General features: G+C 58.3%; 12 protein-coding genes. 3 read left to right on the plus strand and 9 right to left on the minus strand.

Going from position 1 to position 15,894, the window contains the following annotated elements; translation table 11 throughout:
- The first annotated feature begins 314 nt into the window (after positions 1-314).
- Positions 315-1,115 (plus strand): DnaJ domain-containing protein, encoded by an 801-nt coding sequence (locus BUC26_RS11985; protein ID WP_143165996.1) that lies wholly within the window; start codon positions 315-317, stop codon positions 1,113-1,115.
- Between the two features lie 67 nt (positions 1,116-1,182).
- Here BUC26_RS11985 and BUC26_RS11990 read toward each other — a convergent pair whose 3' ends face one another.
- The 9 genes from BUC26_RS11990 to BUC26_RS12030 form a co-directional block, all read right to left on the minus strand.
- Positions 1,183-1,611, minus strand: coding sequence for a YkgJ family cysteine cluster protein (locus tag BUC26_RS11990; protein WP_073376345.1), 429 nt, complete (start codon positions 1,609-1,611; stop codon positions 1,183-1,185).
- A 14-nt stretch (positions 1,612-1,625) separates the two neighbouring features.
- Positions 1,626-2,651, minus strand: coding sequence for a histone deacetylase family protein (locus BUC26_RS11995; protein ID WP_073376347.1), 1,026 nt, complete (start codon positions 2,649-2,651; stop codon positions 1,626-1,628).
- Positions 2,644-3,207, minus strand: coding sequence for a GNAT family N-acetyltransferase (locus tag BUC26_RS12000; protein WP_073376498.1), 564 nt, complete (start codon positions 3,205-3,207; stop codon positions 2,644-2,646). The genes BUC26_RS11995 and BUC26_RS12000 overlap by 8 nt, the downstream gene beginning before the upstream one ends.
- Before the next feature lie 54 nt (positions 3,208-3,261).
- Positions 3,262-6,336 (minus strand): PAS domain-containing protein, encoded by a 3,075-nt coding sequence (locus BUC26_RS12005; protein ID WP_073376349.1) that lies wholly within the window; start codon positions 6,334-6,336, stop codon positions 3,262-3,264.
- Positions 6,337-6,361: 25 nt separating this feature from the next.
- Positions 6,362-7,885 (minus strand): chemotaxis protein CheW, encoded by a 1,524-nt coding sequence (locus tag BUC26_RS12010; RefSeq protein ID WP_073376351.1) that lies wholly within the window; start codon positions 7,883-7,885, stop codon positions 6,362-6,364.
- 18 nt (positions 7,886-7,903) lie between these two features.
- Entirely contained in the window at positions 7,904-8,335 is a 432-nt protein-coding gene (locus BUC26_RS12015; RefSeq protein ID WP_073376353.1) for a hypothetical protein, read from the minus strand.
- A 236-nt stretch (positions 8,336-8,571) separates the two neighbouring features.
- Positions 8,572-9,951: a sigma-54-dependent transcriptional regulator gene (locus BUC26_RS12020; RefSeq protein WP_073376355.1), complete on the minus strand. Its 1,380-nt coding sequence runs from the start codon at positions 9,949-9,951 to the stop codon at positions 8,572-8,574.
- Positions 9,926-11,875 carry a hybrid sensor histidine kinase/response regulator gene (locus BUC26_RS12025; RefSeq protein ID WP_073376357.1) on the minus strand — a complete coding sequence of 650 codons (1,950 nt, stop codon included), beginning with the start codon at positions 11,873-11,875 and terminating at the stop codon, positions 9,926-9,928. The genes BUC26_RS12020 and BUC26_RS12025 overlap by 26 nt, the downstream gene beginning before the upstream one ends.
- 110 nt (positions 11,876-11,985) lie before the next feature.
- Complete coding sequence (locus tag BUC26_RS12030) at positions 11,986-12,303, minus strand: hypothetical protein (RefSeq protein WP_073376358.1); 318 nt, start codon at positions 12,301-12,303, stop codon at positions 11,986-11,988.
- Between the two features lie 269 nt (positions 12,304-12,572).
- Here BUC26_RS12030 and BUC26_RS12035 point away from each other — a divergent pair, with 269 nt between their 5' ends.
- Positions 12,573-14,108, plus strand: a complete 1,536-nt coding sequence (locus BUC26_RS12035) for a bifunctional GNAT family N-acetyltransferase/carbon-nitrogen hydrolase family protein (protein WP_073376359.1) — start codon at positions 12,573-12,575, stop codon at positions 14,106-14,108.
- A 75-nt stretch (positions 14,109-14,183) separates the two neighbouring features.
- The gene (locus tag BUC26_RS12040; RefSeq protein WP_073376361.1) at positions 14,184-15,836 is read left to right on the plus strand and encodes an ABC1 kinase family protein; all 1,653 of its coding nucleotides are present in this window, start codon (positions 14,184-14,186) and stop codon (positions 15,834-15,836) included.
- Positions 15,837-15,894 lie beyond the last annotated feature (58 nt).

A 15,894-nucleotide genomic window follows, 5' to 3' on the forward strand; every position in this document is an offset into this window, starting at 1 on the left:
GAGTAAAATTTGATGCCTACATAATTCTCTCTAAAATCGCTACTTTAAAACAGCAAATCAAGGTGTTACTTCATTTTGTGTCTGGAACATCCGTTTTAACCTGTCCCCCGCTTGTTGACTATCATTCGTCAGGGCTCAAGGTGGCTGTCGCGATTCACGCCCTGTGTCGTGGTGACCATACTCGGTTGGCAGGAGTCGGAAAAGTGACTGACAGTTCGACCCGGGTGACATATAATTGGAGTTTGCTTTCTCGCCGGTGGTCAAAGGTGATCACCGGTGGAACAATCGATTCTGATCGGAGCCGGTGGCTGATTATGAAGGATTATTACCAGATTCTCGGGGTAACCGAGGCATCGACGGAAGATGAGATCCGCCGGAGATACCGAAAACTGGCAATGCAATATCATCCCGACCGCAACCCCGATGACCCCCAGGCCGAAGAAAAATTCAAGGAAATAGCCGAGGCATACGGGGTACTGACCGATCCGGCCAAGCGTGCCTCCTACAATCGCGCCCGGGCTACCGGCGGTCCCTGGCGGCAGGATGGGGCGACGAATGGATTCGGCTACAGCCAGGAGGATATCCTCCGTGATCTGTTTCGCGACCCTCGTTTCCAGCAGGTATTCCAGGGATTGATGCGGGAGTTCCAGCGCTCCGGTTTCCGTTCCGGCCCGCAATTCATCAGGAAAAGCTTTTTCGGCGGGCGCGGGGGGCTCTTTTTCGGCGGGCTCTTTTTCCTCGGCTCCCTGGTCGGCCCGGCCCTTCTTCGTTCGGTGGGGCAGCGCTTGCCGGAGAAAGGCTCACTGTTTCGATCTTTGGGCAATACGGTCGGCAAGGTACTCGCCGGCGTCAAAAACAGACAGGGACAGTCAGAAAACCAGTCGGAGGCGTCAACAACGGATATAATTTATGTGACTCCGCTATCTACGGAAGAGCTGCGTTCCGGCAAGACCATTCAGGTGCAGACGGACGGCCCCGACGGCCGGGAAATGCTCAAGGTAAGCATTCCGCCGGACAGCCGGGCCGGCCAGCGCCTGCGGTTGCGCGGCAAGGGACGGCCGGGACCGGCCGGGCGCGGAGACTTGTATCTGCACCTGGAGCTGCGGAATCACTGACTCTTAATGACCGAAGGTCATAACGAGCAATGAACACCATCGTTGCGAGCGGTAGGTCCGGCCTCGGTCAACTCAGCGGGAGACCGAAACTGTTCTGGCCGAGCAGGTGGATTGAGTCCTGACCGAAAAGGTCGAGGAAGGTGCCGTCGGCCAGGTTGCACTTGAACCCGCGGCAGGTCCGCGGCCGATAGTTGTAGATCTTGCAGTAGTATTTGCCGTCGCGCTTCTGTAAAAAGAGGCAGCCTTTATCGTCCGGGTGGATCATAAAAATCTTGCCGCTTGCCAGTGCTTCTTCCCTGGCCCGGGCCAGGCCTTTGGTCCGAATCTCCGCCAGGCTCACATCGACGCCGACATGGCCGCCCATCTTCTTGATGAAGTCGACTTCTTCGGCTTGCAGGGTAATCTTCCGGTACTTTTTGCAGCAGGTGCCGCATTGCTGACATTCATGGAAGATCGTTTTCAGGGCGTTGCTGTCAAGATTGATGTGCCTGGTCATGAGCGATTCCTTTTTCACAGCGTCCAGTATTGATTGAGTGGATGATCGGCCAGCAGTGCCCGGGCCCGGTCCGAATGGAGGATGCCGACGCGCGGCGCTTTTGGCTGAAGCAGGCTGTCGATGGTTGCCAATACCGACTCCTCCAGTGATTCCGGATTGTAACCTCCTTCCAGGATAAAGAGCAGACGGTTGTCGCAGAGTTCCCGGGCGCACTGTTTGATCAGCGTCGTGGCCGTGTGGTACCAGTGGGTGGAGAGCAGTGTCGAGCTGATCGAATCGGCCTGGTGGCCGTCATAACCGGCTGAGACAAGGATGATTTGCGGCAGGTATTGTTCGCAGAGATTATTCAGGATGGTGCCGACCAGATAGGTGTATTCCTGGTCGCCGAACTGGCTGAACACTGGGATGTTGATGGTATAGCCGCGTCCGTTGTCGGTGCCGATTTCCCCCGCCTGTCCGGAAAACGGGAACAGGTCGCGTTGGTGTAGTGAGACGAACAGCACCTGATCGGAATCATAGAAGACTTCCTGGGTACCGTTGCCGTGATGGACGTCGAAATCGAGAATCAAAATGCGACTCAGGCCGTAGACCCGCTGCAGGTATGCTGCGGTGATGGCCACATTGTTGAGGATACAGAACCCCATGCCGCGCCCCGGTTCGGCATGATGCCCGGGCGGCCGCACCAGCGCGAAGCCATGGTGCAGACTGGTGTTCATGATCCGGTCCGCCAGTTCCAGGCAGCCGCCGGCGGCGAGCCGGGCGGTCTCCAGGGACCGGTCCATCAGATAGGTGTCACGGTCGTAGGAAAACGGATCGGTTCGGGCGGCATGATTGCGGACCTGGTTGAGGTAAAAGGCGGAATGAACCCGCTGGATATCCTCGGTGTGCGCCTCGCGCGGGGCGACCATGGTAAGACTGCCGTTGTACCGCTCTTTGACGACCGGGAACAGACGCCTGAGCCGCGCCGGGTTTTCCGGGGTGGGGCGATTGATGCAATGCTGGAAATAGCGATCGTCAAGCAACACGCCGAGATTATTCATAATGGTAGCGATAGATCGGAACAGTTTGGTACCGTTGCTTGGACAGCCGGTACAGGTGGCCGAGCCGGCGGACCTGGTAATCGTCGTAGACCAGTGATTCGATCAGCTCGAATCCGAGTTTCCTCAGGCAGCGTTGTTGCGCTTTGTTGTTGATATCGGTGTACATCTCCACTTCATCGAGCCGCAGCCGGTCAAAGAGGTTGATAATCAGGTATTTCTGTGCCTCGGTGCCGTAGCCTTTGCCGCGTTGTTCAGGCATCGTTATCTTGACCTTGATGACCGCACATTCGTTTTTTTCCGAGCGCAGCCAGTAGGTAATGGTGCCCATCGGGGTGGTGTCGCGATGCTGGATGAAAAAGGTCTTATTCTTGTCGTTCCACAAGACCCCGGCGGCGATTTTCTCCTCTCCGGCCGCCATGCTCAACTTGTCCGGCGTTAAAAACGGACCGTGAGCGTTGTCGCTGTTGCTCCAGGAAACGAGAAGCACCAGGTCGTCGGCGGTGATCTTCCGCAAGTGGAGCCGCGGGGTGAAAATGGAGTCTCCAAACATGGTCATGGCAGAACCGGTGATTCCGGCCGGCATGCTGCGCCGGCCGGAACGCGAGGATAGTTACATATTGTTGACTGCTTCCTGCAACTCCTTGCTCGACGACATCAACTGGGTCAGGGCGGCGACCGTTTCCGACAGCGACTGGTTGACGGCGGTCGTCGACTGCTGGTTTTTCTTTGACGATGAAGCAACGGTTTCGATCTTCTCCATGACCTTGGTCCCGTCGGCGTTCAATCCTTCGGCCTGGCTGCTCACCCTGTCGACTGATGCCGAAATGGAGCTGATGCCTTTGGAAATGGTTTCCATCGACTCGAGCGCGGTATTGATGACTCGGCCGCCGTCGGTCAACATGTTCATGCCGTCTTTCATCGCGCTGATGGTCTGGTGCGACTCCTTCTCCACGTTCTTGACAATGGTGGAGATATCGATTGCCGACTTCGAGCTGTTCTCGGCCAGTTTGCGGACCTCATCGGCGACCACGGCAAAGCCGCGACCGGCGTCGCCGGCACGGGCCGCCTCGATGGCGGCGTTGAAGGCGAGCAGGTTGGTCTGCGAGGCGATATCCTTGATAATGTCGACGAAACTGGAGATTTTTTCCAATTGCGCGACCAGGCCGGCGACCATCTCGTTGTTGGTCTGCATGGTCGCGTTGATGTCTGCCAGCTTCTGACCTGCGTCGCGCCCTGCGTTTTTGCCGGTTTCCGCTTCCTTGGCCAGATCGGTGGCCAGTTTGTTCGATTCCTGTGAGAGTTCCAGCATCTCGCTGGAGCTTTTCAGCATGGCCTGCACGGTTTTCATCGAATCGTCGAGTTGGTTGACCGCTTCGTCGATGATCTCGTTCATCTCGTCGACCTGGCTGTTGGCCTGGTCCATCTGTTGGCGCGAGGCGCCCACCAGAGTGTCGACCTCGGCAACCGAACTGGCGATGAGCCGTTCCACTTTTTTCTCCGCCGTGACATCGGTTATGTATTCCAGAGCGCCTTTGATATTGCCTTTCGCGTCCTTGATCGGCGCGCCGGTGTATTTAATCGGCATCTCGTGGCCGCCGGGTGCGGCCACAGTCTGCTCGCTGACTACCCGGTCGGTCTTCATCGCCTGGGCGCAGGCGCATTGGTCGGTGCGGCACTGTTCGGTCTTAAACAGGTCGTAGCATTTCTTGCCGACGGCCTGGTCCGGGCTCAGGCCGGCGACCTTCGCTCCGGCCGGGTTGATGAAGGTGATGGTGAAATCGGTATCGATGGAGAGGATCGGAGTCGGAATGGTGTTGAGGTTCTCGATCTTCTCGTCGGCGGCCTGTTTTTGCTTCATCTCTTCGGTAACGTCGAGTACGTACTCCAGGGCGCCCTTGATATTGCCCTTGGCGTCCTTGATCGGCGCCCCGGTATACTTGATCGGGATGATGACGCCCTCGGCGGGCCGGGCGATGGTCTGCTCGTTTATCACCGAATCGGTCTTCATCGCCCGGGCGCAGGCGCACTTGTCGGTCTGGCAATGGGGAGTCTTGAACAGCTCAAAACACTTCTTGCCGATCACCTCGTCCGGGGTCGATCCGACCACCGAGGCCGCGGCCGGGTTCATGAAGGTGACGTTGAAATCGGTGTCAATCGACATGATCGGGGTGGGGATGGTGTTGAGGTTCTCGATCTTCTCGTCGGCAGCCTGCTTCTGCTTCATCTCCTCGGTAACGTCGAGCACGTATTCCAGGGCGCCCTTGATGTTGCCCTTGGCGTCCTTGATCGGCGAGCCGGTGTACTTGATCGGGATGATGACGCCCTCGGCGGGCCGGGCGATGGTCTGTTCGGTGACCACTGAATCGGTTTTCATCGCACGGCCGACCGCACATTTTTCGGTTTGGCAATGGGGCGTTTTGAACAGGTCGTAGCATTTCTTGCCGATCACCTCATCCGGGGTCGAATTGACGACACCGGCGGCGGCCGGGTTCATGAAGGTGACGTTGAAGTCGGTGTCGATCGCCATGATCGGGGTGGGGATGGTGTTGAGATTTTCGATCTTCTCGTCGGCGGCTTGCTTCTGCTTCATCTCCTCGGTGATGTCGAGCACGTATTCCAGAGCGCCCTTGATATTACCCTTGGCGTCCTTGATCGGCGAGCCGGTGTACTTGATCGGGATGATGACGCCTTCGGCGGGCCGGGCGATGGTCTGCTCGGAAATGACGGAGTCGGTCTTCATGGCCCGGGCGCAGGCGCACTTGTCGGTCTGGCAATGGGGGGTCTTGAACAGATCGAAGCACTTCTTGCCGACCACCTCGTCCGGGGTCGAGCCGACTACGGAGGCGGCGGCAGGGTTCATGAAGGTGACGCTGAAGTCGGTGTCGATCGCCATGATCGGGGTGGGGATGGTGTTGAGGTTCTCGATCTTTTCGTCGGCGGCCTGCTTTTGCTTCATCTCCTCGGTGACGTCGAGGATGTATTCCAGGGCGCCCTTGATATTGCCTTTGGCGTCCTTGATCGGTGCGCCGGTGTACTTGATCGGGATGATGACTCCTTCGGCGGGCCGGGCGATGGTCTGTTCGGTGATTACCGAATCGGTTTTCATGGCCCGGGCGCAGGCGCACCGGTCGGTCTTGCAGTGAGGCGTCTTGAACAGGTCGTAACACTTCTTGCCGAGCACCTCGTCGGGAGTCATGTCGACGACCCGGGCTCCGGCCGGATTCATGAAGGTAATGGTGAAGTTCTTGTCGATTTCCATGATCGGTGTCGGGATCACGTTCAGATCGGTCTGCATCTGTCGCAGCGAGGCCTGGGTGTTTTTCAGCTCGCTGACATCGTTCATCGTCACCAGAGTTCCGCTTCCTTTGCCGTTCATCGGTACCGCAGTGGAATGGTAATAGATGAACTGGTTGCCGTTTTTGTGGACCACTTCCGCCTCGGCCGGCTTCTTGATCCGGGCGGCCTTGGCCACGGAACAGTCCTTGGTGCCGCAGAGATTCGACGGACAGGCCTCCTCGCAGGTCATTTTGCCGATGACATCGGCCGGCTTGTGACCAAAGGTCTTCCAGAAGCTGTCGTTGGCCCAGCTGATGACCCGGTCGTCGCCGACGATAAAACTGGGCAGGCCCAGCAGGTTCAGACTGGAGGGGTCCATTTCGGGAGTCGCTTTTTTCGTTGTTTCCATGACAGGTTCCTCGGTTGGGTGATTGTTATGAAAGATCGTTCAATTCTTCTTCAGGCAGAGTGTGATGTCCCGCTTCGGCCTGCAGGTGGTTGCGAATCAGGTTGTGGGTGTTGACCACCAGCACGTGTTCCTTGAGGCCGTCCGGGGTGAGATACTCGATGAGCCGATCCAGCGTGTCTTTCCGATCGCTCAGCTGCTTGTTCAGTGACGGTGTCGAGTGATACTGTTCCTGCTTGTAGATGGTGACGATCTGGTCGACTTTCAGGGCCACGGTGGTGCCGTGACCGCTGCAGATGATCAGCTTGTCCGTGTCGCTGCCGTCTCGCTGTGGATAGTGGTAGAAACTGCGCAGGTTGACGACCGGTACCACTTCACCGCGCAGGTTGATAACTCCGGTGCTGTAACCGCTGGCGCCGGGCACGCGCATCGATCCGTTGTTTTCGATGATCTCGCGGACATCCTTGAGTTCGATTGCATAATGCTTGCCGATGGCAAACACGAGATAGCAGTTCTCGGTGATCAGGTGATGGCTGGTGTGTTGCCGCGTCCCTGACGCTTCGTCGGTTCCACCCCCGGTTTCTTTGTTCGTGCCGCCGCCGATCTTGGCCATGGACTTGATGCTGTCGATCTGGTCGCAGATCAGTCGGTGAATATCGAGCAGGATGATGTTTTCGCCGTTCGGTCGGGTGACTAGTCCGTTGACGTTTTCGTCACGGCCGCTGGGAAAGGGCAGGATCTGGTCGGATGCGATAGTGAGGATGTCCCGGATCTCGTCGACGATGATGCCGATGGCGTAGTCGTCCGAAGAGAGAATCAGTATCCGGGTATCTTCTGCGGCCATGGCCGGCGTTTCCGTTTCGTCGGTCAGCAGCGAACGGGAGTTGAGAATCGGCACGGTCTTGCCGCGCAGCTCCAGGGCGCCCTCGATGACGCCGGTCTGAAACATGGTGTCGATGTCGGCACAGAAGGTGATCTCCTGGGCGCATTCGACCGGTACGCCGTATTGCTGGCCGGCGCAGCTAAAGACTACGCAGCGCTGGTAGGTGACCGGTGGACCGGATTGGGCCTGCTGTCGAGATTCAGTTGTTGACTGGTCGAGATCGGCAAGATCCTCGTTGAACAGATGCTTGAGATCAAGCAGCTCAACGGCACGCCGACCCTCGTCCAGTTTGATCAGCGAGGAGATGACCCGGTCGCTCGTTTGCAGGGCCTTGCTGATCGGGGTGATCGCCGAGGTGTCGGCGCGAAACACCTCCCGGATGTCGTCGAAGAGCAGGCCAAAACGCTGATTGTGCAGCGCAACGACGGCCACCTTGGCGGCCTGGTCATAGTCGCTGCGTGCCAGACCGAGCCGTTTTTTCAGGTTGATGACCGGTATGACATCGTTGCGCAGATGCATGATTCCTTCGAGAAAATCTATGCTGCCCGGCAGTTTCCTGATCGGCCCCTGGATGGCGGTGGCTTCGGCGACCTGTTCCGCTTTGAGCGCGATTTCCAGATCCTGCTCCCGGTCGAGGACAAAGGATGCGAACAGCTGTTCCTGCGACATAGACGTCACCTCCTGCGGTTAATGGGAAACGGCTCGAACCGGTTCCGGTTCGGCGTCCACCTGCTGGGCGATTCGGTTGACCACGGTCTCCAGATCGCCGGCATCCTGCCTGGTTGTCGCGATATAGCGCGGGTTGAGCAGGTGATAGCGGCGGCTGCCGTCGTATACCTGGTCGCTGACAATCAGCACCAGACGGTAGTGCGCCAGGGCCTGCCGGTGATCGATCAGGTCCTCGAGTTCCCGAAGGTCGGCGATGTGAACGATGATCAGGTCGCCGCTGCGCAACGGTGCCCGTTTGGGCAGCGGGAACAGCGCGCCGTACGGTAACCGTTCAACGGCCGCCAGGACCGGTCGGGACCTGAGGGCCCACAGGCAGCGCTCGGCACAGTCCGGATAGGAGCAATCGTTCGGGCAGGCTGCACGGCGAGGGGAATAGAAGAAAACGTTCATGGGGTATCTCAGCTATCGTGTCAGGTGGTCCGCTTTTTTTTACAATTGTTGTTACGCTGTCCAGTAAGAAGCAGTAATCGTGCCAGCACCGGGTGGTCGTTTGTGACGGAAAAAGAGTCTAACAATTGCAGGGGGCCGAGAAGTTCTTTGGAGAGCAAAGAGGGCGGCTCACCGGGAAGGTGGTGTCCAGAAAACAAGACCCGTCCACTTTTGTGGACGGGTGGGAACGGCAGGTATCAGGAAAAGCTCAGGCCGTGTTTGCTGATCATCTGGTAGAGTCGCGAGCGCGACAGGCCGGAGAGGCGGCAGGCGGCGGAGATATTGCCCGCCGAAGCGGCGCAGAGGCGCTGCAGGTAGTCGATTTCGTACTGATCCTTAAAAGAGCGCCACGGCGGCAGGCAGGACATGCTGATTGTACCGACCGGCTGATCCTGCTGGAAACCGGCCCGAACCTGCATGACCCGGAACGATTCGGGAAGGTGGATGGAAAAGCAGGTTGGTCCGAGCATCGGATTGGTAAAAACCTGCTCCATAACCTGCGACAGTTCCCGAATATTGCCGGGCCAGTCGTGGGCGGCGAGGGTATCGAGAAAATCGGCGCTGATGCCTTTGGTTTCGAGGCTGTAGCGTTGACAGAGATCATGCATGAAATAGCTGACCAGCTCACGCAGGTCCTCTTTTCGCTCTTTCAATGGCGGCAGCTCGATGGTAAGCGCCTTCAGGCGAAACAGCAGGTCTTCTCTGAAGGCGCCGGTGGCGACCAGTTCGTCGAGCTTCCTGTTGGTTGCCGCCACCAGGCGAAAATCACTGAATTGGTGGTGGTTTGAGCCGACCGGTCGATATTCGTGCTCCTGGAGCAGTCGCAGGAAGGTCTTTTGGGTGGCCGGAGGCAATTCACCGACCTCGTCAAGGAACAGGGTGCCCCGGTGGGCGTGTTTGACCAGACCGTCGTGGTCGCGGTCGGCGTTGGTAAAGGCGCCCTTGACGTGTCCGAACAGGGTGCTCTCGATCAGGGTCTCCGGCAAGGCAGCGCAGTCGACGATAATGAAATTCTCCCGGCTTCGCCTGCTGTTTTCATGGATGGCCTTGGCAAACAATTCTTTGCCGGTACCGGAGTCTCCGGAGATGAGCACGCTCACATCGGTAGCCGCCGCGGCGGCTACCTGGTCAAGACAGCGGCCTATGGCCGCGCTGCTGCCGATGATCCGGCTGCGCTTCAGGGCTACCGGGATCTTCGTGACTTTCTGCCGTTCCCTGCGGTATTGCAGGGCCCGGGCCAGGTGCAGGTCCAACTCCCTGATCACGTGCGGTTTGGCGATATAGCTCCAGGCGCCGCTACGCACCGCCCGTTCGGCGCCGTCGGCCTCACCCTGTCCGGTGATGATAATCACCTCCGGTTCCGTTCTGGTGCGCTTGAAGGTGGCGATATGCTCCAGCCCGTTACCGTCCGGCAATTGGACGTCAAGCAGGATGACATCGAAGCTGCGGTCGGCGGCGCATCTGCGACCGTCGGTCAGGGTATGGGCCCCAACCGCAGAATGACCCGCCGCAGTGAGCTGCTCGAAGAGCATCGAACAGAGGACGGTATCGTCATCGATGATCAGGATCGAGGCCATGATCGAGAATCTCGCGGATACTGTGCGCCAGGATGTTCCGGCGCAACGGTTTATTGATAAATACCCGGATGCCGATGCGCAGCGCCGTGCTGCGATCGATCCGTTCGTGATAACCGGTGATCAGGATGATCGGCAGGGCTGGGCGCAGGGCAAGCATTTCCCGGGCCATCTCGGTGCCGGTCATGTTCGGCATGGTCATATCGGTGATCACCAGGTCGAAGGCGCCGCTGTTTTCGCGAAAGCAGCGAACGGCCTCAAGACTGTCAGTGAACGCGGTAACCTGGTAGCCGAGCCGCTCGAGCGTTGTCGTCAGCAGGTCGGTGAGTTGCTGTTCGTCATCGACGAGCATGATATGCTCGCTGCCGCCGCGAACCGGAGCCGGTTTCTCTGTTGTCGTCTCTGCCGGCTCGGCGATGGCCGGCAGGTGGATATCGAACGTGGTGCCGCGTCCCGGTTCGCTGGTAACGCTGATGTTGCCGCGATGCTTTTTGACGATGCCGTGAACGACGGCCAGGCCGAGTCCGGTGCCCCGGTCTTTCGGCTTGGTGGTGAAGAACGGATCGAAAATGCGCTGCCGGATCGTCTCGTCCATGCCGCAGCCGCTGTCGGCAACGCTGATCTTCAGGTAACGGCCGGCGGGCAAGGCCGGATGGTGAAGGGCGCCGGCCGACTCATCAAGATCAACGGCCGACACCGTGACCTGGATGGTGCCGTGTTCAGTCTCGATCGCCTGCCGGGCATTGGTGCACAGGTTCATGATAACCTGGTGGATCTGGCCGGCGTCGGCCATGATCGCCGGGGCGTCGCTATCGATCCGATAGGTCAGCTTGATGGTTGATGGGAATGAGGAGCGGAGCAGTTTCAGCGCCTCCTTGATGATCGACTGGGCCTTCAGCGGTCTGAGCGGCTCGTCCCCCAGATCCTGTCGGCTGAACGTCAGGATCTGGCTGATCAGTTCCGCCGCCCGATCGCCGGCAGCGAGGATATGGTCCAACGGGTAGGCGAGCGGGTCATCGTCCGCCAGCTGTCCTTTGGCGATCTGGGCATAACCGAGGATGGCGGACAGGATATTGTTGAAATCGTGGGCGATGCCGCCGGCCAGCGTGCCGATGGCTTCGAGCTTGACGGCCTGCTGGAGCTGCTTTTCCAGTTCCTCTTCCCGGCTGATGTCGCGTTTGACCGCAACGAAAGCGGAGACCGTGCGGTCGGCATCGACAATCGGCGAGATGGTTGTCATTTCCGAAAAGAGCGTGCCGTCTTTGGCGCGGTTGACCAAGCGCCCTTTCCAGACCCGGCCGCTCAGGATAGTTTCCCAGAGCTGCCGGTAAAAGGCTTCATCGTGGCGGCCGCTTTTCAGCAGGTTCATGTTGTGGCCGATCGCCTCTTCCCGGGAATAACCGGTTGTTTCGCTGAAGGCCGGGTTGATATAGCGGATGATACCCTGGGTGTCGGTAATGACGACCATCTCCGAAGTCTGCTCGATGGCGGTTGACAATCGCCGACGCTCTTCTTCCTGGCGAAGGGTGTCGGTGACATCGCGGGCAATCTGGACGATTCTCCCTGCGGATCCGTCGGCGGCAGGGATTTTGGCAATGGAGAGTTCAAACGTCCTGCCGAGCACCTCGTTGCGGACCAGATGCCGTTGGGGGATACCGATTTCTGTTAGTACTGCTGCCGGACACAGGGGGCACGGATCTTGACGGCCGTGAAACGCTTCATAACAGCGCTTGCCGACCAGTTCTCCAAGTTGGTAACCGAATAGCCGGTGCGCGGCGCGATTGGCCCGAATGATCTGCAGATCGGTCTCCATGATGGTGATGATATCGTCGATGGCATCGACGGTCTGTTCCCATTCATGCTTGCCGCGGCTGATGGCGGCAGAAATACTCCGGGTCCGGCTGCCGTTGTCGTGGATGTCTGTCATCGCGGTGGAAAAAACAATTGATCGGCAAAAGGCCTCTGCTCCGATTTCTAAGCGTCTCCCAATAGTAACAGGAAAAAAAACGGAAAGGCAAGACTGCCTAACAGTTTCTGCTATCTTGTCGGTAATCGGGCGAGTTCCCTGATGACTCCCCACCAGAGAAGGGGAATGGCGGTGAGCAGTAGAAGACAGATCAAGCCGAGAAAAAGATGATAGGCCGTGTCGACCCGTTTTACTCTTGTGGTGTTTTGCTTGGCGGAGTGGCGGACATAAGCCAGCATGCACTCGGTGGCAACAAAAAGCAGGGAGGCAAAGGCTCCCCAGAAGAACGGGGAGCCTATCAATCCGAGCAGCGCCGATTGGCGAACGACCTCGGCAATGACTACACCCAGCCAGAAAAAGGCAGCGATGCCGACCAGCAAGCGCACCATGGATATCTCCCTATACGGTAAATACGTTGTGATGATACCGGTCTCCTGTGAACCTGACCCGGCGTGCCGTTTTTATACTCTGATCAACCGTCGACAACAAGATCGTTTTCCGGAGAGGTACATTCTGACCGGGTTTGCCATGCCGCGGGCTATAGGGTAAACTGGAAGCTGTCACCGCACCTGAAAGCACATTGCATAATGCAAGATCCTCGTCCGGCAAGATATAAGGGGGAGATTGAAAAATTCGGAATTTCTGGAGAGCTTAGCGTATGGTTGAGGAACCGCAGCACAAACTGGCAACGAGACATCTGCGTGTTGACGATTACGAAGCGCTGCGAGATATCAACGATCGCGTATATCACGGCGTCGGCACCCCGTGGACCCACGACGAGATCGCAGCCTTGATCGGACACTTTCCGGAAGGCCAGATTTGTATTGAGGACAATGGCGTACCGGTGGCCATCGCCCTGTCGCTGATCATCGATTACAGCCTGTTCGGCAGCCGCCATTCCTACCATCAGATCACCGGCAACGGGACCTTTCGCACCCATGATCCGGAGGGGGATTATCTCTACGGCATCGAAGTCTTCGTAGATCCGGAATACCAGGGCATGCGCCTCGGGCGGCGGCTCTACGATACGCGCAAGGAGTTGGCAGAGAATCTCAACCTCAAAGGGATCCTGCTCGGCGGCCGGATCCCCGGTTACCATGAACATGCGAAAGAGATGTCGCCCCAGCAGTACATCCTCAAGGTGAAGAACCGGGAACTGCACGACCCGGTGCTCACCTTTCAGCTCTCCAACGACTTTCACGTTCGCAGCCTGCTGCCTGACTATTGGCCGAAGGATCACCCGTCCCGCGGCCATGCGGTACTGCTCGAGTGGCTAAATATTTATTATGAAAAGAAAACCAGGCTGATCGGCGGTGCAAAGTCGGTGGCCCGGCTCGGTGTAGTCCAGTGGCAGATGCGCCGTTTCGATTCCTTCGACGACTTCATGCAGCAGGTGGAATTTTTCGTAGATACGGTCAGCGATTACCAGGCCGATATCGTCCTCTTCCCTGAATTGCTCAACGCGCCGCTGATCCATACCTACGAGGGTAACAATCCGGCCGAGGCAATGCGCAAGTTGGCCGAATACACGGATGATATGCGTCAGGCCATGATCGACATGGCGCTCGCCTACAATATCAATATCGTTGCCGGCAGTGTCCCGTCGCTCGATGATTCGGACCGGCTGCGCAACGTCAGCTTTCTCTGCCGGCGCGACGGCACCTGGGACAGTCAGGCCAAGCTGCATATCACGCCGGAAGAGGATGCCCATTGGCGTTTCATTGGCGGCAATCAGTTGAAAGTCTTCGACACCGACGTCGGTAAGATCGGTATTCTGATTTGCTACGACGTCGAGTTTCCGGAACTGGCCCGGCTACAGACGCTCAAGGGTATGAAGTTGCTGCTGGTGCCGTACTGGACCGATACCAAGACCGGTTATCTCCGGGTTCGTCGCTGCGCCCAGGCGCGCGCCATCGAGAACGAATGCTTCGTAGCCATTTCCGGCAGTGTCGGCAATATTCCGAAGGTCGAGACCATGGGGATTCAGTACTCGCAGTCGGCGGTGTTCACGCCGTCCGATTTCTCCTTCCCCCACGACGCCATCGCCGCCGAGGCGACACCGGGAATCGAGACCACGCTGGTCACCGATCTTGATCTCGATATGATCAAGGAATTGCGGGCACTCGGCAGTGTTCGCAATGTTCAAAGCAGGCGCACCGATCTCTACGACCTGCGCTGGCTGGACGGATCGTGACATGAGATCCTGTTTTGGGACGATTACGGTGTCAGACGACTTGATCGCTGGGCGCCGACAGATCGGGGAGGATCGATGAATCTGGCTGACCTGAAGAAACTGAAACGATTCAAGGACATTGTCGCCACCTTGGCAACATATGGTTTTGATGAAGTTGCCGATCGTCTGGAAGTGCCCGGGGGCGAGTTGTTACGCAAGATGAGCCCGGTCGAGGGAGATCTCGATATCTATCAGCGGATCCGTCTCGTTCTCGAAGAACTTGGGCCGACATTCGTCAAATTCGGGCAGATTATGAGTCTGCGGCCGGACCTGTTGCCGGAGCCGTTGTTGCAGGAGTTGGCATCTCTGCAAGACAAGGTCCCGCCGGTGCCGACCGAGGAGGTCCTGCCACTTGTCGAGGAGGCCATCGGCGGCCCGATTGATGCAGTGTTTTCGGCTTTTCCCGATGAGCCGCTTGCCGCCGCTTCGTTGTCCCAGGTCTATCGGGCACAACTGCGCCGGGGCGGCACCGTGGTCGCCGTCAAGGTGCAGCGCCCGAATATCCGTGAGAACATCGATGCCGATCTCGGTATCCTCGAGGGCATATGCCGCCTGCTCGATGAGAAGTTTACCGAATTGCAGCCCTATGACCTGCCCACCCTGGCCAAGACGGTGCGCCGCCATGTGATCAAGGAACTCGATTTTTCCGAAGAGTTGGAGAATATGACGATTGCCCGGGCGGCAGCGGACCAGACCGGTCTGCTGATTCCGAAGTCGTATGAGCAATACAGCTCGGAGCGGGTACTGGTCATGGATCTTTTCGAAGGGGTGACCTTTCGAGAAATTGACGGGATCCCCGATCTCGACCGCAAGCAGGTGGCCCGGCGGGGCCTGCGCTCGGCGGTCGTCCAGATTTTCGATCAGGGCTTCTTCCACGCCGACCCCCACCCCGGCAACATGTTGGTCGGCACCGACGGGACGCTTTGCCTGATCGATTGGGGTATGGTTGGCAGGCTGACCGAACGGGACCGATTCACCCTGCTCGACCTGCTCCAGGCTGTGGTGGACAAGGATAGCGAGTCGCTGGCCGAAGCGGTGCTGGCGTTGTGTCACGGCAGTGAGGAACTGGTCGAACCCACCGAGCTGGAGCGGGACCTGCTCGAGATCCTGGATAAATATTATGCCGTCCCGATCAAGGACGTCAATCTCGGCCAGCTGCTCGCCCGCCTGCTCGCTCTGTTGCGCACGTATCGTCTGCACCTGCCGAACCACTTGGTGATCATGATCAAGGCAATGATTACCGCCGAGGGTTCGGCTCGTCTGGTCTATCCGGAGCTCGACGTGATCAGCGAGGTCAGGGAACGGGTTCATCGCATGGCCCGCCGCCGCTATCACCCGAAGGTCTGGTGGCGGGAGCTGCGCTCCCTGATCGCCTCGTTTCGTTTCGGTCCCCGCGACATTCCCCGGCGCTTGCAGCGGATCATCGCCAAGATGGAAAAAGGGGAGCTCGGTTTCGTCTTTCACCTCGCCAAGCTCGAGGAACTGGTCGCCACCCTGGAGAGCGCCTCCAACCGGCTGACCGCCGGCATCGTTGCCGGTTCGATCATCATAGGTTCGTCGATGATCATCACCACCGGTATCGGACCGCTGCTCTTCGGTTTTCCGGCGCTCGGCGTGATCGGCTACCTGTTGTCGGTGGTGCTCGGGCTCTATCTGGTGATCACCATCCTGAGAACCAAAAAATATTGAATCAACCGTATGCGCTTCGGGGACAGGTTTCAACCTGTCCCCATCAGGATATGCCTTG

It is taken from the genome of Desulfofustis glycolicus DSM 9705 (assembly GCF_900130015.1).
In the GTDB taxonomy this organism is placed as follows: domain Bacteria; phylum Desulfobacterota; class Desulfobulbia; order Desulfobulbales; family Desulfocapsaceae; genus Desulfofustis; species Desulfofustis glycolicus.

Bases quoted from the DNA above. Each gene is read 5' to 3' on its own strand.
- BUC26_RS11985 (WP_143165996.1), top strand. From the start codon at position 315: ATGAAGGATTATTACCAGATTCTCGGGGTAACCGAGGCATCGACGGAA.
- BUC26_RS11990 (WP_073376345.1), bottom strand. From the start codon at position 1,611: ATGACCAGGCACATCAATCTTGACAGCAACGCCCTGAAAACGATCTTC.
- BUC26_RS11995 (WP_073376347.1), bottom strand. From the start codon at position 2,651: ATGAATAATCTCGGCGTGTTGCTTGACGATCGCTATTTCCAGCATTGC.
- BUC26_RS12000 (WP_073376498.1), bottom strand. From the start codon at position 3,207: ATGACCATGTTTGGAGACTCCATTTTCACCCCGCGGCTCCACTTGCGG.
- BUC26_RS12005 (WP_073376349.1), bottom strand. From the start codon at position 6,336: ATGGAAACAACGAAAAAAGCGACTCCCGAAATGGACCCCTCCAGTCTG.
- BUC26_RS12010 (WP_073376351.1), bottom strand. From the start codon at position 7,885: ATGTCGCAGGAACAGCTGTTCGCATCCTTTGTCCTCGACCGGGAGCAG.
- BUC26_RS12015 (WP_073376353.1), bottom strand. From the start codon at position 8,335: ATGAACGTTTTCTTCTATTCCCCTCGCCGTGCAGCCTGCCCGAACGAT.
- BUC26_RS12020 (WP_073376355.1), bottom strand. From the start codon at position 9,951: ATGGCCTCGATCCTGATCATCGATGACGATACCGTCCTCTGTTCGATG.
- BUC26_RS12025 (WP_073376357.1), bottom strand. From the start codon at position 11,875: ATGACAGACATCCACGACAACGGCAGCCGGACCCGGAGTATTTCTGCC.
- BUC26_RS12030 (WP_073376358.1), bottom strand. From the start codon at position 12,303: ATGGTGCGCTTGCTGGTCGGCATCGCTGCCTTTTTCTGGCTGGGTGTA.
- BUC26_RS12035 (WP_073376359.1), top strand. From the start codon at position 12,573: ATGGTTGAGGAACCGCAGCACAAACTGGCAACGAGACATCTGCGTGTT.
- BUC26_RS12040 (WP_073376361.1), top strand. From the start codon at position 14,184: ATGAATCTGGCTGACCTGAAGAAACTGAAACGATTCAAGGACATTGTC.